Source organism: Polaromonas sp. P1_H6, assembly GCF_056405195.1.
Genome location: NZ_JBFUCN010000013.1, coordinates 30,522 through 52,823 on the forward strand (window position 1 = coordinate 30,522; position 22,302 = coordinate 52,823).

Sequence of the window (22,302 nt, forward strand, 5' to 3'; positions counted from 1 at the left end):
GAACCAGAAGAACGCTTCGCCATCCCATTGCGCAGATGGCCCTCGCTTTTGCCGCCGGCATGCTGCTGGGGCACTTTTTCCCGTCAGCCGGCACGCAGATGAAGCCCTTTAGCGACGGCTTTCTGCGCCTGGTCGGCATGCTGATCGGCTTGCTGATTTTTTGCCTGGTGGTGTCCGGCATCGCCGGCATGCGAAACCGGCTGCAGGCCACGCAGGTGGGTGTCAAGGCCATCGTCTACTACGAGACCATGACCGTGATCTCGCTGGCGACAGGCATCCTGGGCGCCACGCTGCTGGCGCCCGGCAAGGGTTTCGCACCGATTTTTTCCGATCCCGCGACGGCCGCTGCCGCGACGGCCGCCGCGGACAGCAAGACCGGATTTTTGCTCGACATCATTCCTTCGACATTTACCGGCGCCTTCACCAGCGGCAACAGCCTGCAGATCCTGCTGCTGGCACTGCTCTCGGGCATCGCGCTGGGGCGCGTGGGCGAACGCGGCCGCGGGCTGCTGGAACTCATAGAGTCGGTGCAGCAGGTGCTGCAAGGCATGGTCGGCATGGTCCTGAAGCTGGCGCCGCTGGCGGCCTTCGGCGCCATGGCCTTCATGATAGGCCGCTACGGCATCTCCTCCATGCTGCCGCTGCTGCATTTTGTCGCGGCGATCTACCTCGTCAGCATCCTGTTCGTCTGCCTCGTGCTGGGCACGGTCGCGCGCGCCGCCGGCTGCAACATCTTCCGCCTGATCGCCTATGTGAAGGACGAGCTGCTGCTGGTCTTCTTCACCAGTTCATCGATTGCCGCCTTGCCGGGCTTGGTCGGGAAACTGGAAAAAATGGGCTGCGCAAAACCGGTGGTGCGCCTGATGCTGCCGACCGGCTACAGCTTCAACCTGAACGGCAGCAACATCTACATCGCCATGGCGGCGGTCTTCCTCGCGCAGATATCGCACGTCGAGCTGGGATTCTGGCCGCTGCTGTCCTTGCTGGGCATCGCGATGCTGACGTCCAAGAGCGCCACCAGCATCGCCGGTTCCGCTTTCGTGGCCCTGACCGCGACGCTGGCCAGCCTGAACTTCATTCCGGTGGCCGGCATTGTCCTGCTGCTAGGCATAGAGCGGCTGATGAAGTGCCGCTCGCTCACCAATGTGATCGGCAATTGCGTGGGCTGCATCGCCGTGTGCGCCTGGGAAAAAGCGCTGGACCGCCAGGCCATGCATCAGGCCCTGACGGGCAAGGCTGCCTCCTCGCCCATCGCCGACCAGATCTGATACAGGCGATCGCCGAGGCAGTCGGCGCGGCCTTCGAACAAGGTGTTCAGGCATTCAGGCCGCTCAAGCCGCCGGTAGAGCTCAGCCCGTTCCGCGTAGCCGTCGGCCATGCGGATGGCGGCCGCGATGTAATCCTCCACGCTGGCGGCAATGCTCCAGTCCGGCAAGCCCAGGCGCCGGAACAGGGCTTCGTCGATGTGTTCGAACACCTCGGGCCCGGTCTTGCACACACCGGGCAGGCCGACCGTCACCGCGTCGGTGATGCCGTTGGTGTTGCCGAAAGGAAAAGGGCTCAGGAACATGTCGCAGCGGCTGAAGATAGCCAGGTAATCCGGATAAGGCTGGTGCGCGTAAATCTCGGCGTCCGGCAGGTAGCGGCGTATCAACCTGCGGACCTGCGGATAGATCAGCCCGGTCGCCTGCCCGATCAGGAAATGAAAGCGGACCTGCTTGCGCGCGCCCGCGCGTATCTTCTGGCAGGCCAGCAAGAACTTCGGGTTGAGCTTCATGGTGGTCGCAGCCACGGCGATGTTGACCACCGGCAAATCCTGCCGCTGCGGCCGCCCCAGCGAGACTTCGATGGCGGACGGGCGGTAGGGCTGCCCGTCTTTCGGCAGGCGCAGCAGGGTTTCGCTGAAGCAGGCGGGATCACCGACAAAATCGTCTTCCACGCTGATGTAGTCGATGCGGTCGGAATGCGTAGTGGCGGGATGGCCCAGCGCGGCCACCTGCAGGGGCGCCAGGCGCTGGTTGGCCGCGAACATGGTGATGGGAAACATGCCGACGCTGGGCATGTAAAACACGGCGGGCCTGAGGGCGCCGGCCAGCGCGTGCAGCTGGCGCAGGCAGGCGATCATGTCGTTGGGCGCGGCGAAATCAATCACCTCGTCAAACACCGCCCGGCCCAGTTCGTCGATGTTGCCGGGGTAGGCAATGGCCACCAGGCGGAAATGCCGGCGCGCGGCCGCCAGGCTCCTCGAGTGCGTGCGGTAAATCGAATGCCCGCCCGAGAACCACTCGAGCAGCACCAGCATGATGGGCTTGTCCACACTCTGCATGGCGAGCGCGGGCGCAACGCGCTCCAGGCCCAGCGCTTCGAGCTTCTTGCGGACCAGGCGGTTGATGGGCCGCTTGATCTCGTGGCGCGCCGGCAGGTCGGCGTAGCTGCAGTGCATGTAAACGTCGTGCAGGATGCCCACCGGCAGGATGTCCAGGCTTTCGATTTCCTCGAGGTGGGCGGGCAGCCAGGCCAGCAGCGCCTCGCGCTTGGAATGCGCGGCGGGCGAACCGAGGAAGCGCGGCGACAGCAGGGCCGTGAACAGCGCGGCGGCCAGATTTTTGTTCTGCCGCCACAGCAATTCCACGTCCAGCGGGATTTCCGATTCGGGCGAATACAGGATGCAGAACTTCACGAGGTCCCGCTCGCTCACGTGAAACTCCGGCGAAGCGGAGCCCAGGAAGTTGAGCGACCTCAGGATGTGGTCGCAATGCACAAAGGCACTGGCGGCGAACAGCGCCGACAGCCAGCGCTGGAAGTTGATGAGCTGGCCGAAGCCACCGGGGGAGACGTGAAAGCTCGGGTCGGAAAACAGGGCCGAGATGGCGCTGGTGAGGCGGGTCAGGCCGTGCGCGTCGCGCTCCTGCGCGCCTATGGCCGCCGACAGGCTGAGCGCGAAATTTCCGTCGAGGTTGCCGTAATTCCTGTCGATGAGCAGCAGCAGCTTGACCAGTTCGCGTGCGGCCGGCTCCTGCTGCCGCGAGTAGCACAGGTATTCAAAATTCTCGAGCGAAAAGATGTCGTCGGTCATGGTGCGCCCCTGTCGCGGAAATCCGGCGGGCTGCCCGGCAGCGCCAGTATCGCCGCTGCCGCCCATCCCGACTACCGCGCCCTTCCCGCTCACTGGCCCAGCCTGGAAAAAGTGCGGTCCAGGGTGTCCTGGGCGCGCGCGAGTTTGTCCTGCTGCGCCTTGAGCCAGGCCGTGTCCTGGTCCAGCCGCTTCTTCTCGGCCGCCAGCATCCTCACGGTCTCCGCGCGCTGCGGGCCGCCCAGGCCTTTGCTGGAGGCCAGCATGTTCTGCGCGGTCAGCGAGGTGCGGAAGCGCTCCTGCGCCAGCGGAAATTCCGCCCGCGGAAAATCAAAGGCCTTCACCGCTTCGGCATACAGCTGCTTGACGACGTCGAAGGGGATCTCGGCCGGTTTGAGCTTGTTGGCGCGCCCGTAGTTGACCAGGTCCGAGGCGAAATGGTGGCCGACCCGGAAAGGGACGTCCGCGTCGCGCTGCAGGATGTCGGCCAGCTCGGTGGTGGTGGAGTACTCGGCGTCGACTTCCTGCAACGCGCGCTCGCGGTCGATGACGAGGTGGTCCATCAGGTCGGCCAGCTTCGCGAAGGCACCGGCCGTGAGGTCCAGGGTTTTTCCGACCTGGTCGCGTTTGTAGTCGGGCATGCCGGGCGTGACGTTGTGCGCCTCCAGCTGGAAAGTGAAGGCCCCGCCCACCACTTCGCTGGCCTGCAGCCTCAGCACATTGAGGGCATAGGGATTGCGCTTTTGCGGCATGATGCTGCTCGTGCCGGTGAGCCGCCCTTCCTGGATGGTGATCCATGGAGACACCTGGTGGTACTGGGTGTGCATGTCCTGCACCAGCAGGCCTATCGTCAACGCCGCGTTGCTGCACAGGCCCACGAGTTCCACGCCCTGGTCGAGCGCCCCGAGCTGGGCCGCGTCATAGGAGTTTTCCACCACGCCGTCAAAACCCAGCAGTTCCGCCAGGCGCTGGCGATTGACCGGAAAGCTCGAGGTGCCGAGCGCGCCCGCGCCCAGCGGGCTCATATTGAGTCGCGCATAGGCCTCCTTCAGGCGCGCGCTGTCGCGCCCGAAAACCGAGGCAAAGGCCAGCAGGTAGTGCGCGTAGGTGGTGGGCTGGGCCTGCACGCCGTTGGTGTAGGCCGGCACGATGGTGTCCAGGTTGTTCCCAGCCACGGCCAGCAGCCGCGCCTTCGATTCGATCATCGCCGCCATCAGCGCCAGCGTGCGCTCCCGCTGCATCAGGCGCCGCGTGGTGGACAGGATGTCCTGGCGGCTGCGGCCTGAATGCATGCGCGAGCCGTCGGGGCCGGCCAGCGCCAGGATCAGCGGCTCATACTGAAGATAGTCCCCGGGGCGTTTGGCGCCGGGCTGGTTGCCGTCCTTGATCACCTGCTCGACCGCCCGCGCGATTTTTTTGCCAAGCTCGGGCGGGACGATTTTGGTCTCGACCACCATGACAGTTGAGGCCTTGTTCATCTCGCCGAGGAAATGAAAATTGTCGTGCTCGGGCTGGCCTGCCTGCTTGTCCGCGGCGATGGCGGCGGCGGACAGCGACAGCAGCAACAGCAGGACCAGCGCCAGCCGCCCGGCATGCCGTGACAGCCTGGAGAAACCGGCAACCGTGGTGGATGGAGGTCCGGGAAGCTTCATTCTTCGCCTGTGCTGGGCAGACTGGATGAAAGCACGGAAATGGTGAGCTTGTCCGGGCCAGTGCCCGGAGGGGAGAACGCGCTGTCGGCCAAAGGCGCCATCCAGTCGCCGCCGGCCATGTCCGACTGCAGCGCGGCGGTGGCGGCGGCCGACGCCGCGCTGGTCAGGCTGTTATTTATCGTGCCGCCGAGATTGCGCAATACGGTGCCGGAGCCGGTGGCGGCAATCGTTGTCACATCCGAGGACTGACTGAAGGGCTGCCCGTTGGGCGCGCTGGCGTTGATGAGCAAGAGGCCGTTTTCCACCTGCAGCTTGTTGGTGCCGCCGTCTATGCGCACGCCATAGCTGCCGCCGGAACCCGAAACGCGCAGGCTGCCGCTGCCGCCCGTGCTGATGGTGTTGAAGGCGCCGGTGCTGCTGCCGACGATGGAAAGGCCCTCGCCGGAGCCGGCGGTCGCCGCCTGGATGTCGATGTCTCCGCTGCCCGAAGTGATGCTGACGCCGTTGGCGGCACCCGAAGCCGCGCTGCGCAGCAGGACCGCCGGCGCGGCCGACGCCGCGCCGCTACTGCCGGTGACCGAGAGCTTGCCCGACACCGTCGAGATGGCGGCGGAACTCGTCGCCGTCGAGGGATAGATGGTGACGCCGCTGCCGTAGGTGGAACTGCCGGCGACGCTCACCGATCCACTGCCGGTGGCGCGAATCACGTTGTTACCGGTCAGCACGCCCACGCCGTCGCCGTAAACGCTGCTGCCGGTGATCGCAAGCGCGCCGTTCTCGACGCTGAGCAAAGCCTTGCCGCCACCGTAGATGCTGACGCCGTTGCCCTGGTCGGCGGCGTTGCCGGTCAGCGTGACGTTGCCCGCGCCCGTAGTCTGGATGCGGTTGGCGACGTTCTGGATGGCAATGCCGTGGTCCAGCTCCGCGATGTTCGGCGAGTGGAAGTTGCCGGCCAGCGTGATGTTGCCGCCCTGCGAGGCGATGTTGTTGACCGAGTTGGTGCTGGTGGCGCTGCCGCCCAGGGAAATGGCGTCCGAGGTGCCGATGGAGTCGCCGCGCAAAGTGATGTCACCGGTCACGGTGCTGACGTTCACGCCGCTCGAATTTCCGGTGGAGTTCAGGTAGATGCCGTAGCCGCCGAAGCTGCTGGTGCTGTTGCCGTTGACGGCAATGGCGCCGCTGCCGGTCGTAATGTTGATCGCCGCATTGGCGCCGGAGGGCGCGATGTCCACGCCGCGCCCCGAGTAGCTGGTGCCGTCCAGCGTCAGCGCGCCCGACTGCGTGCCCAGGTTGATGCTCGCGTAGGCGCCGCTGGCGTCCAGCGACACGGCCTTGAACGAACCGGTGGTGGGATTGACCACGCTGTTGTTGGCCAGCAGCTTGAGCGCACCCGCCGTGGTGTTGATGTTGATTTTCGAGGCGGTGGCCGCGCTGGCGCCGCTACCCGAACTCAGCAGCCCCAGCGCGGGCGTCGTGCCTCCTGAGGTATTGCCGGCCACCGTGATGTTGCCGTCGGAGAAGATGCTGATGGATGAGCCGGTCCCCGTCGAGTTGAGTACCGTGCCGTAGCTGCCGGTGCTGCTACCGCCCAGCGTGATGGCGCCGCCCGCCGTGGCATTGAGCACCACGGCGCCGTTGGTGCCCGAAGCCGCCAGGTAGACGCCGCGGCCGGCGCCGGCAAAGCCGTCGGCATTGGCCTGCACGGTCAGGTTGCCGCTGCCCACGGTAAGTGTTTGCGAGGAGCCGCTGGCTGTCGAGCAGATCAGCACGCCGAAGCCCGAACTGGCGTTGCCCCTGATCGTCAGGTTGCCGGAGCCGCTGGCGGCCAGGGTGTTGTTGGTGCTGAAGATGCGCGTGCCGTTGCCGCTGCCCAGGTTGGTGCTGTCCACGGTGATGGAGCCGGCGCCGCTGGTGAGCACGTTGCTGCCGCCGGTGAGCACAAAGGCGTCGCCGGTCGCGGTAGTGCTGGCGACATTGGCCGTGATGGAGATGTTGCCGCCACCCGCATTGAGCGTGGAGGCGCCGGCGATCTGCACCGCGCTGCTGTTGGAGTTCCCTGCGCTGGCGGCGACCGCGCCGCGTATCGTGATGTTGCCGCCGCCCGTGCTCAGCGTGGAGCCGCTGATGTTCACGCCGGCGGTGCTGTTCAGGATGGTGCTGGCCGAGCCCACCAAGGGGTCGACGCCGCCTATGGTGATGGAGCCGCCGTTGGTGGTGATGCTGCTGCCCGTCAGGGAAACCGAGCCGTTGCCGCTGTTGTTGTAGTTGGAGAACAGCGAGACGTTGAGGGTTTTGCCGGTGCCGTTGGAAATGGTGCGGCCGCTGCCGATGATGATGTTGCGATGCGCCTGCAGGGTCAGGGAGGCGTTGCCCACGCCCTTGACGTTGTCCAGCACGTTGATGTCACCCGAGGTGCCGCCGAAGCTGTTGGTGGTCTGGACGATCACGTTGGCGCCTGTGGACAGCGAGGCATTGAGCACCGCCGAACTCAGGTTGGAACTGGCCGCGCCGCTGGAGGTGAAGGGGGAACTCCCGGTCGCACCTACGCTTGCCGTGCTCGTGATGTTGATGTTGAAGGGATCGATCAGCCAGGTGCCGCCCTTGCCGGAGGCCGCGCTGATATCCACCGAACCCGTCGCATCCAGGCTGTGGCCCGAGGTCTCGACCAGGCCGCCGCTGCCGGTCTGCCCGCCGCCCAGCACCGTGATGCCGCCGTGAAAACGCGTGCTGTCGGTGGACCAGAGAATGACCTTGCCGCCGTCGCCGCTGCTGAGCGCGTCGGCGTTGATACGGGCGTCTTCACCCATGTATGTCCCGACGGCCTGGCGCTCGCTGCCGCTGCCCTGGTAGTTGCCGCCGACCAGCACGCTGCCGCCGCCGGCGTCGCCCGAAGCATCGATGCGAGCAGCGTCGAACACGCCGACGTACTGGCCCAGGACCTTGACGCTGCCGCCGGTTTCGCCGGCGTTTCGGCCGGAGACATCGATACGGCCGCTCACCGCGACGATGCCGGCATCGCCGCCGTCGAGCAACACCGCGCCGTTGCGGCGCTGCAGGCTGGTCGCCTCGATCACGCCTTCGTTGTTGACCACGTTGGACAGCAGCGCATCGCCGGACCGCGCCGACATGAGGACCACGCCGCCGTTGGCCCTGAGCAAGCCCTGGTTCACCACGCTGGCGCCCAGCGAAGGGTCGCTGACCTGCATGTTGATCAGGCCGTCGCCGTTGAAGTCCAGCGTGATTTTCTCGCCGGCGCCCAGCATCACGCTGCCCAGGCGGGCCGTGATGCTGCCTTCGTTGCGCACCTGCGCGCCCAGCAAGGCCACGTAGCCGCCGTCGGCCGCGACGATGCTGCCCTGGTTGATCACGGCGCCGCCCGCGCCGCCGGCGTCAAAGCGATTGCTGCCGGCCATGAAGTTGGCGTCGGAGATATTCAGCGAGCTGGCCACCAGGCCGCCGACGTTGACGGCCGAGCCCTGGCCGAACAGGATGCCCGAGGGGTTGATCAGGAAGACCTGGCCGTTGGCATTGAGCTGGCCCATGATCTGCGAGGCGTCGCTGGAGGTGACGCGGTTGAGCGCCACCGACGAGGCCGAGGGCTGCACGAAATTCACTTTCGCCGCGCTGCCGATGTTGAAGGTGTTCCAGGTGGCGGCCATGCGGTCGCTGCCCTGCGCCACATTCATGACGTTGCCGCTCTGGCTGATGCTGCCGCTGCCGGCCGTGACCTGGCCGTTGGTCGGCAAAGCACCGGCGTCCAGCGCATGCGCGCGCAGCGGATAAACGCTGCACAGCGCCGACAGGATGGCGGCGCACAGCGGCGTCAGCGCCGGGCGGTTTTTCCGGGTGAAGGGCAAGGAAGAGACCGGTGAAGATTGGTGTGCCATGCGAGCTCCTCAGAATGTGTAGTTGATGCCGACACCGATCGCGCGGATCGTGGTGCCGACGCCTGCGGTGCCGAAGACGCCGGCGACGGCGTAGTTGTAGTTGGCCAGGGGCTGGTTGCGCAGCAACACGAACTGCCCGAAGATCCTGACCTGCTTGCTCCAGGCATAAGAAAAACCAACGGCCTGGGAGGTTGCGCCCATGCCCTCGGTCGAGCAGTTCACGCCGTTGCCGGAAATCATGCTGCAGTCGCCCGCGAAGGCCTTTGCATGGCTGGCGCGCAGCTGCCAGGCGCCTATCTTGTGCGAGATACCGAGCATGTAGGCGCGGCGGCGGTAGCTGGACATGTCGCTCGAGGTGACGCTGGTGTTGACCACGCCGGACTCGGCGTAGTTCAGCTCGTCGGCAATCAGCGACACCTTGGTGGCGCCGAAATCGTAGGCCACGCCGACGCGCACGCTGTAATCGTTGGACGACGTGCCCTGGGTTACGTGGGTGTTGGTGCCGACGCCGCGTGCGTTGCGGCCCAGGCTGGCGATGCCGAAATAGTTCACGTGCTGCTCGGCCGCGACCACGGCGGAGAAGCCGCCGTTCTCATAGGACAGGCTGCCGCCGTAGAGGTAGCCGGTGTCGACGTCGGGCGCGGCCTTCATGCCGTTGTTCGAATACGCCAGCTTGAGCTGGAAGCCGCCCATCTTCGGCGTCCAGTAGCCGTACATGCCGGCCTGGCGGCGGTTGAAGGCGGTGTCGTCGTTGTTGTTCACCGCCGCCGTGCCCACCGGCCCCGAGTTTCGGGCAATGCTGGTGGCAAAACCCGGCGAGCCGATGATGTTGTAGTGGGCCGCGCTGGTGGTGCCGCCGAAAGGATCGAAGGACGTGGTGCTTTCCTTGAGCGGCATGTCCCAGTTGCCGTACATCGCGGTGCCGGCGTCGGGATGGGCGAGGGCCACGCCGGTGTTGCGCAGTTCCTGCCGATGTGTCCAGTCCGGCGTGGCGTCGACGCCGGCGGCGCCCGCGCTCAGCGACAGGCCCAGCTCCAGCTGCCACAGCGCTTTCCACTGCTCGTAAATGGGGATGCCGCCGCGTGCGCCTATATACGACACGTTGTCGCGCGCGCGCCAGAAGCCCGACATGTTGCGCCCGTTGGGCGTGGCGAGTTTGCTCTGGTCGGCGGGCGCCGCGGGCGTCGCGCCCGAGCGGCTCACGTATTCGGGGATGATGCCCAGCGAGCCGTACAGCAGCATGCCGTCTTCGGCTTCCTCGAAATCCTCGCCCCGGCTGCCGCTGCTGGAGGCCAGGCCGGTGAAGGCCTGCGGCGAACCCGAGACCGACAGCCACAGGCGGCGCGCGCTTTTCGGTTCGCTCGTGGGGTTGACGCCGGGCGAGAACGCGAGGCTCGCGTTGAACACCAGGTCCTTGTTGTAGACATTCAGGCCGATGCCGTAGCCGTAGCGGCTCGCGCGGTTTTCGCTGTTGTCCCAAGGCTTCTTGTTGATCGTGACATGTCCCGCATCGGCGAACAGCGCGCCTTCCACGATGGAGTTGCCGACAACGCCCAGGGTCTTGCGCAGCTCCAGGCGCGCCAGCATGCCCTGGTCGCCCGCGGCTTCGCCGGCCGGGTAGGCGCGCACGCCATTGGAGCCGCCCAGGCTCATTTTTTCCGACGCGTCCAGGTTCTTGTCGGCGTACTGCGCGCTGACCGAGCCCAGCAGGGAGAAACCGCCGCCCAGCGGCTGTTGGCGGCTGAAGGACAGGTTGAGTTTTTTGTAGTCGCCGGCCGCGTTCGCCGTGAAACGGTCCAGCGCGGCATCGTTGGGGGTTTCCTTTTTCAGGTGGCCCATGCCCAGGCGCGCACTCCAGCTGTTGCCGGCCGCCGCGCCCGTCCATTCGTCGCGCCAGTCGCCGGACAGGCCGGCACTCAGCACCTGGGCGGACTTGTCGACGGTGGTGCCGCTGGTGGTGTCCTGGAAATGCCGGTATTCCGCCGCCACCGACAGGTTGACGTTGGCGCGCCGGCTGCGCAGCAGTGCGGCGCTCAGGAACAGGGTGCTGATGCGGGCTTCGCCGCTGGCCTGCACTTCCTTGAGGTTTTTGCCGATGTTGTATTGCAGACCCGCGAAGTTCGCGCCGACCGTCAAGCCGGTCGTGCCCAGGGGCTGCTGGTAGCCGACGCCGGCGATGCGCAGGCCTTCAAAGGTCTGCTGCGTGTTCAGGCTGAAGCTTTCGCCCATGCCCAGCGTGTCGTTGAGGTTCAGGCTGACGGACAGCCGGTTCGCGCCGGTGTAATAGCTGCCGCCGTTGTCTATGCTCACGCGCGAGGTGATCGCGCCCATCTCGCTGAGCTTCACGATGATGTCGGTGGCGCCCGGCTGCGCCGATGGGCGCAGCACCGCCTTGACCGACACGCCGGTGATGTCGGACAGCCGCAGCAGCGTGTTTTCCAGGTCGAGCTCCTGGATCACCTCGCCCGGCCGCAGCCCCGCGAGGTGGCGATCCACCAGGTCCCGGTTCAGGCGCACGCTGGCGTCGGGTTCGGCCGTCACCCGGCCGATGACGCCTTCACGGATGCCGAGGGCGACCACGCCGCCCTGTATTTCCTGCGCGGGCAGGTAGGCGCGCGCCACCAGGTAGCCCTGGGCGCGGTAGTAGGCCGTGATTTTGGCGGCGGCTTTGCCCAGCCCGGCGAAGTCCAGCTCACGGCCGACAAACTCCTGCAGTTGCTCCTGCAGCATGGAGGCCGGCAGGGAGCGGTTGCCGCTGAGCACAAAGCCCGTGACCTGGATGCCCGGCCCGCCGGCGGGCAAGCCCTGGCCTTCATCGCTGCCCTCCGTCTCTTTCTCGATGCGCGCGGGGCGCTGCACCGCCGCCGGCGCGCCGGTGCTTTCCGTGGGCGAGAGCTGCTGGCGGTTGGCGTCAAACAGCGTGCCGGCGCTGGGCGGCGTTTGCGCATGGGCGGTGAAAGGCGCGGCGGCCAGCATCGCGCAAATTTGCGATGCGAGGATTTTTCGCCGGGGCGCGGCAAGGCGTGAGAATTCCATCATGGTGTTCGTCTTCTGTCTTGTTGTTCTGTTTGCGCCTAATTGCCGGCGGCCGGGAAAATTTTTCCGGCGACGTCGCGCGATTCAAAAATGTCGGCAGCCTCGTGGCCCGCTTTCGGCACGACCATGACCTCGCGCGTCACGGGTGTCTGCCACTTCCGGGCCAGAAACTGTTCGTAGCGCAGGTAATTCCTGTGCCGGTCCAGCCGGTCCGTGCCCTGCATGGCGGCGCCGCAGGATTTGTCGAGCGACTCGTAGGCGGGGTCGTTGTCCTCCGCGCCCACCAGGTAGAGGACGTTGCGCGCCGCATAACGCTTGAACAGCTGTTCGCCGTCCAGGCCCTGGCCGTAGGGAACCATGTTGGCCAGGCCATAGCGGAAGTTGTTGTAGCCGGGGCACAGGACGCTGGTCACCGGCTTGAAATCCCCGCCCTCGGGACGGCTGGGGTCCAGGTACAGGTAGGAAGACGGGCTGGAGACCACATAGCGCACGCGGATGCCCGCCTTGCGCAGCGCCTCCTCGCTGTTGTTCAGCACGGCATAACGCTGCATCAGCTGCCCGCCGGCCGAGTGGCCTATGAAGACGATTTCCTTGAGCAGGGGGAAACGCTTGCCCGTGCTCAGGTAGCGGGCGATGTCGTCCAGCACGCCGCAGGAATTGATGGCTTCCTTGCCGCGGGAGTCCTGGCACTGCATCCAGTTGCCGCCGCGCCAGAGCGGGATCTTGCCGTCCGGCGACGGGTCCGACGCCGTCAGGAAATGGGGCACCAGCAGTAAGGTGCTGGATGCGTCGAGTTGCGCGGCCTTGAGCAGGCCCTGGCCCACGCCAAAGTAGCGGTCGGCATCGCGCTGCACACCATGCACAAAAATGACCGCGCGGCGGATGCCGGCGTCCGGCCGGTGCATGTCGATGTTGGCGTAGACGGCGAAGGGATACGCGGCGCCCGCCGTTTCCAGATCAATCACCTGCTCCCGGGGCTGCTCGCCGGCGGCTTTTTCCGCTGCGGCAAAAAGACGCGCACAAAAAAGCGCCAGGCCTATTGCCACGATTACTTGTAACCATCTATTACTGATGCACGTCATAGCTGATCCCATCTTGTCGAAATTCGAATCAGAAAGGCTTGACGCGTCGTGTACGAATGCCCGGTTTCCGGGTAGATGCAACACAAATGGATTACAAGTCCAGCGTTCCTTCGCGACCTTCTGTTTGGCTACGGGAGAGGCGGTTTGTAACAACCTGCTAATCCCGGCGCCGTTTTTCGCGATTCTAGGAACGCATTTGCAGCATGTAAAATATCTTGATTCGCGTTATTTGATACTTTTAAAGTATTCATCTGGATGCCCTCCGCCATCCAGCCATCTGCCGCAAGGGCTTGAAGGCCATGTCGCGGAACGCCCCAACTCCGGACAACCGGCTCGCCGTCCCAGGCTTTTGGCGGAGCGCTCCGGCCCTAGACCTGCACAGCTTTAGCCTTGGCCACCTCGTGCCTCAGTTGGTCGAAACCGGCCGCCGACACGGTCTCCGCCTAGCGGTCGGCGATGTCACCGAATCTCGCCATCAGCGCCTCAGGATGGCATTCATAGTCGGCAAGAAAAATACCCTGAGTCATGGTGATGTGCCCGCCCAAAACTGCCGGTGCCCGCCAGCGGCCCTGCGCTTTTTTGAAAGATTGTTCGAGGTGGAGTTCAGCGTCATCGCGCCGCATGGGCACCCTCTCACGTGCGCGCGCAAAGTCGACTGGCAGCAGCTCGCGCGCGAGCCCTGAGTGATGCCCGCCAAAACCTCGATGGCATGTCGCGTGATTGAAGAAGCTTTATGCAGGCCGGCCTGAGCATCGCACCGACCACAAGCTCACGCCAGGCGCAAAGCCTGGGGCAGGTCAAATCACTGAAGGTGTCGCCGGCGATCCCGCCGTCGCCTGTGGAGCTGATTTATCGCGGTGCGGTGGCGAACCCGAGGGTTGAATTGCTGCGTGAGGCGCTGGGGCTGTCCCTGGAACCACAATCGTGCCGCTTTTGGAAGCATAACCGTGCCGCTAGTGGCCGAACCGCGTAATCGCCCCTGCTCGCCTAAGACTCTGCCAAAGCCGTCGCCGATGGCAACCCTTATTTGCTGCACGGCAAATAAGGGGGCTATCGCCAGGTCGAGAACGGCGCGCCTAGCAAGGCAACGTGGCAAAAAATGCGTCAGCTAGCAATGGTATTAGCCTGCACCCGAAGCATCTGGTGCTGAATTGCGGCGAAGCCTGCTTTTCTTTCATCGGATCTTGGCCCACCCTTCGTGAGCGAATGCTGCTCCCGAAAGAGACCTTCGACTTGGTCGCGGAAGGCACTAGTTTTATGGAGGAGTATTAACTCTCCGAGCTACCGTTACGCTCTGCCCGACATTCATGATGAATCTCCTCCAATTAGAGGAGGCGATCATTTTCCTCCGCGAGGCATGATCACACCAGAGGCAGTGTTTCATTACGGGTGCAGATAATCGGATCGAGGGCCGACAGCAACTCTGTCCAAGAATCCACATAGCGACAGAGTAGGTGTAAATCTGAAGCATGTTTCCTCTCTCCGCCAATAAGATCGAAGATTGCCTGTTGAATTCCACTGAAGTCTGACCCGAGTTTTCCATCGAATTTTGACCCACACTCTTTGTGAGCAGAAGGTGCTCACGATGTGGATAAGTTCTTGGTTTTCTCCTTTTTGGGCTGAGTCTTTGCAGAGCTGTTTTTGAATCGATAGCTGTCGTTTCCAGTCTCAAGGATATGACTGTGTGGATCTGCCTCAAAGTGCGCCGCTGTTTCCGCGATTTTGTTGCCTCGATCACTAGCCAGGTGGCCAGCTTCTCGGCGTAGGGATCGAGCTTGCTAGGGGTTGCCCGCCTTTGGTAGCTGGGCTCGCTCTCTTCCGATCGCAGGTGCTTCTTCACTGTGTTGCGAGCCAGGCCTGTACGCCTTGAAATCTCGCGGATGGACATCTGATCTCGCAATGCCCAACGTCTGATGACATTCAATGTCGCCACGTCTATCACTCCTAATTTCCCCCTGCTTTTAAAACAAGCAGGGTAGTGCCTACGTGGGTCAGTTTTGGATGGAAATTACTGCGCTAAGTGGGTCAGATTTCGATGGAATTCAACAGCAACAGCGCGCCAAGACGAATCATTGCGTCACGACAGGGATTTTTGGCCCAGGCGATTTGTGCTTAATAGCCCGGACACATCACGTCGGCTCATCTGAAGTCACGCTAGGTCGTAGCTATCCATCTGGGCTCATGGAGAATATTTTCTTACTGTTGCTATGTACCCACGGCTAGTGATTAACTTTTGCACCAGCGTTGCCGGAATTGATGAGGTACCCTTTAATTTTTCTGCCATGCGGCCGGGAAATTCTTTTTGGAGCCGACATGGCGCGAACCATCTATGACAAACCCACCCGGGTGCTGCTCAAAGACATGCTTAAGGACTGGGGACTTAAACCAGGCCAGGTATTCACGACGGCGCGCGCCATCGAGTGGTTTGCAAAAAATTACCCCAAACTGAAGGCGGGCAGTATCCGTGCGCACTTGGTCCAGGCCGCGACAAATGATCGCAGCCGGCTTCACCACCCGGCCACGAACGAGACCGATGACATTTTGTTCAAGGTGGACTCGGGCCAATTCCGCCTCTACGAGCCCGGGAAGGATCCAGCGCCCATACACGAAATGGTTGAGGGCGACGTAGCGCGCCAGGAAGCGTCTGTCCTGGCCGACGAGGAAGAGGGTGAAGAGGCTGCGCCTGGCTCTTCGGAGTTTCTGCTTGAGAAGGACCTGCAGCGCTATCTTGCTGAAAACCTAGAGTGCATCGAGCCCGGGCTGCGGCTCTATGAGGATGAAGACATCAGCGGCATTGAATTCGAGGCCGGCGGTGGTCGGCGCATCGACATCCTGGCGCTGGACAAGTCCGGCGCTTTCGTTGTCCTGGAGCTAAAGGTTTCGCGCGGCTATGACCGCGTCGTCGGCCAGCTGCTGCGATACATGAACTGGGTCCGCAAGGAGCTGACTGAACCTGGCCAGCGCGTACGCGGCATCATTGTCTGCCGCGCTATCTCTGACGACCTACGCTTGGCTTGCGCCAGCATTAGGGATGTCGAGCTTTGCGAATACAAGCTTTCTGTCACTGTCTCCAAAGTGCCGCAGCTCCAGATCCCGGGCTGACAGGATGCCGTCTGACCCAGTGCCCCATGTCCGCAAGGACTGGTGGAGTCAGCTCCAGTTATGGGACAACTCAAACTATCCCTAGAAGCATAACCGTGCCGCTTTTGGAAGCATAACTGTGCCGTTGGACCAAAAAACCATCCGCATCCGGCTACCACTTCGAGTCGCTGATGCTGCTCTCCCCTAAATGGGGGATGGCGTCAAACACGCTGAATAGGTAGGCTTCTGCCAGAGGACATCCGCATCGAGGCTAGTGGCAAGAATTGACGTCGCGTGTCCTCCATGCAGCCGACAACAACCAGCATGTCGCGCAGCGTGGGCTATGAAGTTCCATGGTTGCGGTTCACGCGCAGCGCTTCTACGGGCTTTGGCCCGAGCTTTTGGCGAAGGAAGCAATGCCTCGCCCCCGATGTTTGATCGACCGCCCGAGGAGAAATCATATGCAGAACGCAGTCGCTTTCGCCAACAACGACATCATCATGGTCGCATGGAGCTATGGGCGGGCGCCCGAAGGTTGTATGGGTTTTGCGGTCTACCGCATCGGTAATGACGGTAAGGTAACTCCACTGCCCGGACAGGCCAGGTTCAAAGGGGTGACGCCCAAGAAATGGACGACAGAAGAGTTGCCGGTCCAGAAGTTCTACTGGAAGGATCCGTACGCTCGCCTGGAGGCTGAACGCACTGGCCAGCGCACCTTCCGCTACAGGATCGTGCCGATGGAAGGCAAGCCGGGTAAGCTGGCGCCCATGCCTCATCTGGCGGTGCTCACTACCAACGAGGTGGAGATCACGCCGGTTCTGGAAGATGGGCTGCGCGTTTACTTCAACCGCGGACTAATTTCCACCCAGCGTGTCGCACGCGCGCTCGGCGCGAAGAATATGAAGGATTCGCTGATCGAGCAGGTGTCCAATCCCGAGAGCAAACTACGGGAGAGCCTGTCTGGCGACATGGTAGAGGCGATCGAGGAATTTCTTGCGCGCGCCGACAAGAGTGGAAAGATCTACGCTGCGCTCTATGAACTTAAGGACCCGCAGCTCATCGAGTGGCTTTCTGGGCTGGGCCTGCGTCTGCACATCATCTTGGGCGACTCCAAGGAGGATGAAGAAGTTCTAGACAGTAAGGGCAAGCGCGTCATGGTGACAAACGCCAAGACTGGCAAGACCAAAGCCAAAACCGTCAAGGTGGACGGCAATGAGTATGCGCGCGAGACCCTCACCAATTCGGCAAAAGAAATCCACGATCGAATCATGCCCAGTGGCCGCATCGCCCACAACAAGTTCCTGGTGTACGTAGATTCCAAAGGTAAGCCGAAGGCGGTCCTGACGGGTTCAACGAACTGGACCAGCACCGGGCTCTGCACCCAAACCAACAACACCATCGTCATCGATAACGAGGACGTGGCAAAGCGCTACCTGGCGTATTGGAAGCAGTTGGCGAAAGACACGGACCAGGCCCAGGGCGAGCCCAAGAGCCTGCAGGGCATCACGCTTCGCACTTGGAACGCTGAGGGCGTGGATATCCCACTGGACGATGGCGTTGCGCTGTCGAGCTGGTTCTCTCCGAACACGCCCAAGGCGCGCAGCACGAGCGCCAAAGCTTCGGAAAAGCGACCGGCGGACATGGAGGAACTGGCGACGCTCATCAGTCAGGCGAGCCACTCGGTGCTGTTCCTGGCGTTCTATCCCGGCAGCCCGAGCCTTGCCAACTGGACTGCCCAAGCTGCGCGCGCTAACAAGAATTTGTTTGTACGCGGCTGCGTCACCAACAAGTCAGCCTCCGAGGGCTTCTACTACGAACTCAAGGGCATTACGCCGCCCGCGAAGGTGAAAGGCCAGAAGAATCCGCCGCCCCTGCAGGATCCGCGCGTATTCGGAGCCGAGGCCTTCGACTCCAAGGTGCCCGATGGCTGGAAGAAGGAGATTCTCAAGGCCGGCTTTGCCATCATCCACGACAAGATCGTCGTGATCGATCCTTTCGAGGATGACTGCGTGGTTGCCACAGGTAGCCACAACTTGGGGCACAAAGCGTCATTCGACAACGACGAGAACTTGCTCATTGTCCGCGGCAACAGGAAGCTGGCGATGGCCTACGCTACGCACGTATTGGATGTTTACGATCATTTCTCTGCGCGCTACTGGTTTAAGCGCCTGGGCGGCCAGAAGGACGCGCTGGAACTACAGAGCAAGCCAGAGCTTTGGCTGGGCAAGTACTACGACGCGAAGGGGCGGGTGAAGAATCCGCAGCTTAAGTTCTGGATGAACGCAGCGGTTGGATGATGAACGGCCGGCAACAGCCGATTTGCAGACTGGCTGCGCTAGGCCAAGCAGATATGGTGCGGCTGGCGGGGAACTACCCCGTATTCAGGCACACAGCGCAAACCCGCATGAAATAAGGCTTCGAGAAGATTGCGATTAGGATTGTGGCACAGCGATGTGGAACAGTTTGTGGAACAGTCGCAGAATCGGGAGTTCCTGTGAAATACCTGCCAATAGCCATAAGACAACTTGAGTTTGCCCTAGAGCTTTTAAATCGTGTCGAACAGGGCACCCTCGATGATGTGGCTTTGGACTACCTACGCCCTGCAAGCGCATTTGACCCCAATGGAGACCTGCAAGGTTTTGTCGAATGTAATGTTCGTATCACCTTCGGAGCGGCGGCCATCACCCTTGATCGGTGCCGAATTGAGGCTGGACTACCCTTGCCCGATCCCATCCAAACGGAGGTCGATGAATGGGTGGCGCTGGTGTACCAAGTGAGAAACGCATTCGCCCACGACATTGCGGAGCCTGTTTGGGAAATCCGTCGAAATCACCATCGCCGCCAGTACGCGGTTGCTGGAGTTACCGCTGATCTTCGGCAACTGGACGGCTCGCCCTTCGACTTTGCCGCCGTAGGGGGCGCACAAGCGATGCTGCGACTTGCCGACTTTGGAGCAGAGAGGGTTTTTCGGCACCAGTACCAAGCAATTCACGGGGAAGCATACAAGTGGGTCGTGGTTCCGCTGTGAGATAACGCGGGGATCAAGACGGACTCCATATGACGTAGATGATGTTTAGGCCACGCTCTGCTTACGGTGCAATCGGGAGACGGCTTAGCAAAGTCCTCCAAGAAAAAATGAGGCCCCTCACGACCACCACCCTATCTCTGCTGCCCATCCGACCTTTTACGAATTGCTCATGGGGTGATGCTCGGTCTTTATCCGGGTATGGTCACCAGGCAATCCCTGAATTGGGTTCTCCAGATACCATGAAGGCCCGACGCATCAAGAACGTATACCCGAGATGGCAGTTCCCGACATGCTCACACATGGCTCGGCCTGATCGGTCCTTCAGCCCTCAAAATGGCCGCTGTCCCAGGGGTGGCAGAGGGATATTGACGTCATGTAGCTCCCGCACGAGGCGCTTAAGATTTTCACCGTGCTCTGGCCCATCCGATAGATCAATATACATTCGCGCCGCGAGTTCATCTGGTAGCTGGCGTGGGTAATTCATCTGTCGAATGATGGGAATGAATTTCGCGGTGCCAACTTCCCTCATCATCTGCGCGGTCACCAACATCTGCTCGTAGCCCACGCCGCCTTGTCGCTGCTGCGCCTTCGCTACATATGTTTCGGTACAAACCATCAAAACACGGTCACTTTCTCGGACACTCCTCGCCATAAAATTGGCCAAGTCCTCGCCAAGTCGCACATGCCACTGGTCGAGAGTCACTTCGATACCGCCTTGCCTGAGCGCAACGGCTAGCTGAGTCACCCATGCCCTGTGCTCCGGGGAATCCCAAGAATAAGAAATGAACACGCGAGGAGGACGCTGCAACGCTTCCAGTGCGCCGGTAGCCATCAATCCCGCACTGTGCAATACGTGCGCAAGGTCAACGTTCTTCACGGCCCAGTGGCTGCGATTTACCTCCCACTTCTGATCGATATCAAGCTCCGGCAATAGTTTCATGAAAGTCGCATGCGGGATGGGCGCGACACTTGCATCAAAAGCGAAGGTGAAAGCGAACGCACTTTGTCGCCGGTCGATGGCGGTGATTCGGCCCACATAGGCCGGTGCATCCACATACCTCTCATAAGCAAAGAGTGTCGGCAAACCCAACAGTGCCTGCAGCGCTTGATCATCTAGCGCCTCGAATTGCTTTTTGATGTGCGCATGCGTGTACTCGAACATACGCGCGTATTCCATGACCCAAGAAGTACCTGTCCAAGCCTGCTCATTGCCTGACATCAGTAGGTTATAAAAACCTTTCAGAATTCCCATAGTCAGTTACCGAGTGAGTTAAGTACAGTGGATTTCGCATGATAGTTGCTCGATAGCCCTTTTGCCCTCTCGGCCACCCGTAGTGCTTTGGAGGCCACCCGAGCCCACCGGCGCTGTGAGCTGTTGGGCTAGCTGAATGGTCTCGTAGCTATCGGTCGTCCTCTGGTTGCGGTTTTGACTTCGCATACTAGGCGGAATAAACGTTTTATTCAGAAAATGAACAGATGCTCCAAGACATAACCACTCCATGTCTGGGAGTCGTATAGTTAAGTCGAGAGTGTCTTTCTCACTGAGTACTACGCAGGCGATACCTCAGTGGAAACTTTAGCGTCATAAGACCGCCTACTAGCTACCTATTAGGTGACTACAAGGTTACCTATAGGTACCTTACTTCCCCTGCCGGGGGCTGGGGGCTAGGGGGAGGGTTTAGATCACATTTAGACCGTAAAAACCGGCCAAAGTCTTTGATTTCATTAGCGATTTAACGCGTTCAAGACGGCTGATCGCCTACTCCCAGAAGAATATGCTTGGCCACGCCCCAGGCTGAACCACGGACAGCGTATGCACGTTCGCACGGTGCGGCAGGGAATGGCGCAAGGACTCACCGGCATATCTACTTGGGCGAGTCATATTGCCGCCTGGGTGGCCTCATTGAGGGCTTGCAGGGGGGCCTCGATCATCCGAAGACTTCCAAGCCGAAGGTTCTCGAACCTGCCCTGATCGGGGAAGCTCAAGCTCAGATAGGTGCCGGGCAATATGTCGTGCGGCTCCACCGCGTCGAACAAGAACACCAGTGATCCAGCTGCGTCCTTGCTCAGGATGTGGCGTACACACGCGCCGGAGGTGAACTCGCACGTAACCCCCTCAAGTTCCAGCAGCGACTCGTGCTCTCCGGGCTTCATCAACTTGGCAACCTTCTCAACGAGTTTCTTGGAATAAGGGTAGTCCTCCGCACTGACCTCCTTGGCAGACGGCATGCGGTCCCACAACTGTCGTGCCGCTTTGTAGACCTCCTCGTGTTCGTAGCTGGTCATGGCTTCCACGTTGTCATCAATGAAGGTCACGCGCTCAACTTGGGCAGAGTTGATCGCCACCCACTTGTTGTTCAGGGCCTCGAATTGGAACCACGGGGCAGATTTGACGAAGCCGCACCCTGCATCCCCCAACTCCTGCTCAATGCGTTGCATGGTGCCGTGCGTCACAGGGTAATAGCGGGCATCGCTTTCGGGTGCCCCAACAAAATGGATGCAGACATCGCCGAAGGGAAGCGACTCGTTTTCCTCCATTGAGGTTCCCTTGCCAAGGCGCTGAGTCATCTCTGATGTGCCGTCTTGAGGCAGGAAATACTCCACCTGCGCTCCCATACTGACCGCGAGGTCTTTTAGGTATTTGGCAGGGATTTGACCAGTAGTCTCCCAGCGTGCGATAGTCTGTTGCGAGACCCCCATTTGCTCCGCCAACTCTGATTGCAATACCCCGAGCAAGAGACGGCGCTCGCGTAGAAAATTATTCATACTCATTTTTCGGATTTGTTACTCGAAATGTGAGTATATCAACTTTTCAAGCGGTGGTGGGCTCCAGCGAGCGGGCCCGCATGATGGTCTGCCGGGTGGTCTTGTACTCCCGTGCAAGCGCCGCCACTGCTTCACCTTGGGCAAGCCTTGCTCGGACCTCGCTAAGCTCTCTCGGTGAGAAGGTGGCGGGGCGACCGACAACTTTCCCCTCGGCCTTCGCTCGCACGAGGCCAGCTTGGGTGCGCTCGATAAGTAGGTCCCGTTCGAACTCGGCGACCGCTGCGATGACCCCCATCGTCATCTTCCCCGCAGGGCTCCCCAAGTCCATACCGCCCAGGGCAAGGCAATGGACGCGAACGCCCATCCCGGCGAGTCCCTCCACCGTCGCCCGCACGTCCATCGCGTTGCGGCCCAAGCGATCCAACTTGGTGACCACGAGGATGTCGCCATCCTCCAGCTTGCCCACCAGCGCCCCGAAGGCGGGTCGCTCCTTGGCCGGTACGGAACCCGAGATGGTCTCCTTGATGACCCGCCGGGGGTCTACGGTGAAGCCACTGGCGGTTATCTCACCGAGTTGGTTGTCAGTGGTCTGGTCAGAAGTGCTGACGCGAAGGTATGCGAAGGTGCGGGACATGAGAGGACCTTGGTGTACGAAATGGAGGTACGAATCATCTCATGTGTACGAAATAAGTCAAGC

At 61.9% G+C, this 22,302-nt stretch carries 14 protein-coding genes and 2 pseudogenes; 5 read left to right on the forward strand and 11 right to left on the reverse strand.

From position 1 onward, the window contains the following. Nucleotides 1–35: 35 nt before the first annotated feature. Complete coding sequence (locus tag AC1D1F_RS13590; protein WP_477700750.1) at nucleotides 36–1,268, forward strand: cation:dicarboxylate symporter family transporter; 1,233 nt, start codon at nucleotides 36–38, stop codon at nucleotides 1,266–1,268. Here the strand turns inward: AC1D1F_RS13590 and AC1D1F_RS13595 are convergent. From AC1D1F_RS13595 to AC1D1F_RS13620, 6 genes are all read right to left on the reverse strand, one after another. After that, a complete protein-coding gene (locus tag AC1D1F_RS13595; RefSeq protein WP_477697048.1) occupies nucleotides 1,217–3,076 on the reverse strand; it encodes a peptide transporter in 1,860 nt (619 codons plus the stop codon). The two genes, AC1D1F_RS13590 and AC1D1F_RS13595, sit on opposite strands and share 52 nt — an antisense overlap. A gap of 89 nt (nucleotides 3,077–3,165) precedes the next feature. Continuing rightward, complete coding sequence (locus AC1D1F_RS13600; RefSeq protein WP_477697049.1) at nucleotides 3,166–4,725, reverse strand: argininosuccinate lyase; 1,560 nt, start codon at nucleotides 4,723–4,725, stop codon at nucleotides 3,166–3,168. After that, nucleotides 4,722–8,612, reverse strand: coding sequence for a beta strand repeat-containing protein (locus tag AC1D1F_RS13605; protein ID WP_477697050.1), 3,891 nt, complete (start codon nucleotides 8,610–8,612; stop codon nucleotides 4,722–4,724). The genes AC1D1F_RS13600 and AC1D1F_RS13605 overlap by 4 nt, the downstream gene beginning before the upstream one ends. A gap of 9 nt (nucleotides 8,613–8,621) precedes the next feature. Further along, a complete protein-coding gene (locus tag AC1D1F_RS13610; RefSeq protein ID WP_477700751.1) occupies nucleotides 8,622–11,651 on the reverse strand; it encodes a porin in 3,030 nt (1,009 codons plus the stop codon). 35 nt (nucleotides 11,652–11,686) lie between these two features. Then, nucleotides 11,687–12,613, reverse strand: coding sequence for an alpha/beta fold hydrolase (locus AC1D1F_RS13615; protein ID WP_477677054.1), 927 nt, complete (start codon nucleotides 12,611–12,613; stop codon nucleotides 11,687–11,689). Nucleotides 12,614–13,173: 560 nt separating this feature from the next. Further along, entirely contained in the window at nucleotides 13,174–13,353 is a 180-nt protein-coding gene (locus AC1D1F_RS13620) for a hypothetical protein (RefSeq protein ID WP_477677053.1), read from the reverse strand. Nucleotides 13,354–13,463: 110 nt separating this feature from the next. Between AC1D1F_RS13620 and AC1D1F_RS13625 the strand changes: the two genes are divergently transcribed. Then, nucleotides 13,464–13,703 carry a hypothetical protein gene (locus AC1D1F_RS13625; RefSeq protein WP_477677052.1) on the forward strand — a complete coding sequence of 80 codons (240 nt, stop codon included), beginning with the start codon at nucleotides 13,464–13,466 and terminating at the stop codon, nucleotides 13,701–13,703. Nucleotides 13,704–14,310: 607 nt separating this feature from the next. Here the strand turns inward: AC1D1F_RS13625 and AC1D1F_RS13630 are convergent. Together AC1D1F_RS13630 and AC1D1F_RS13635 are read right to left on the reverse strand one after the other, a co-directional pair. After that, a pseudogene (locus tag AC1D1F_RS13630) lies at nucleotides 14,311–14,415 on the reverse strand (ATP-binding protein); the annotation flags it as partial. After that, nucleotides 14,415–14,672 (reverse strand): annotated as a pseudogene (locus AC1D1F_RS13635) (IS21 family transposase); the annotation flags it as partial. The pseudogenes AC1D1F_RS13630 and AC1D1F_RS13635, both read right to left, overlap by 1 nt. Before the next feature lie 371 nt (nucleotides 14,673–15,043). On the opposite strand from AC1D1F_RS13635, the gene AC1D1F_RS13640 reads away from it, so the two are divergent. From AC1D1F_RS13640 to AC1D1F_RS13650, 3 genes are all read left to right on the forward strand, one after another. After that, entirely contained in the window at nucleotides 15,044–15,832 is a 789-nt protein-coding gene (locus AC1D1F_RS13640) for an endonuclease NucS domain-containing protein (protein WP_477700752.1), read from the forward strand. 440 nt (nucleotides 15,833–16,272) lie between these two features. Further along, nucleotides 16,273–18,108: a phospholipase D-like domain-containing protein gene (locus AC1D1F_RS13645; protein WP_477677050.1), complete on the forward strand. Its 1,836-nt coding sequence runs from the start codon at nucleotides 16,273–16,275 to the stop codon at nucleotides 18,106–18,108. Nucleotides 18,109–18,305: 197 nt separating this feature from the next. Beyond that, complete coding sequence (locus tag AC1D1F_RS13650; RefSeq protein ID WP_477677049.1) at nucleotides 18,306–18,839, forward strand: hypothetical protein; 534 nt, start codon at nucleotides 18,306–18,308, stop codon at nucleotides 18,837–18,839. A gap of 328 nt (nucleotides 18,840–19,167) precedes the next feature. On the opposite strand, the gene AC1D1F_RS13655 is transcribed toward AC1D1F_RS13650, so the two are convergent. The 3 genes from AC1D1F_RS13655 to AC1D1F_RS13665 form a co-directional block, all read right to left on the reverse strand. Continuing rightward, nucleotides 19,168–20,091, reverse strand: coding sequence for a toll/interleukin-1 receptor domain-containing protein (locus tag AC1D1F_RS13655; RefSeq protein ID WP_477697456.1), 924 nt, complete (start codon nucleotides 20,089–20,091; stop codon nucleotides 19,168–19,170). 626 nt (nucleotides 20,092–20,717) lie between these two features. Next, nucleotides 20,718–21,605 carry a helix-turn-helix transcriptional regulator gene (locus tag AC1D1F_RS13660; protein WP_477677047.1) on the reverse strand — a complete coding sequence of 296 codons (888 nt, stop codon included), beginning with the start codon at nucleotides 21,603–21,605 and terminating at the stop codon, nucleotides 20,718–20,720. Between the two features lie 46 nt (nucleotides 21,606–21,651). Next, complete coding sequence (locus AC1D1F_RS13665; protein ID WP_477677046.1) at nucleotides 21,652–22,239, reverse strand: recombinase family protein; 588 nt, start codon at nucleotides 22,237–22,239, stop codon at nucleotides 21,652–21,654. Nucleotides 22,240–22,302: the final 63 nt, after the last annotated feature.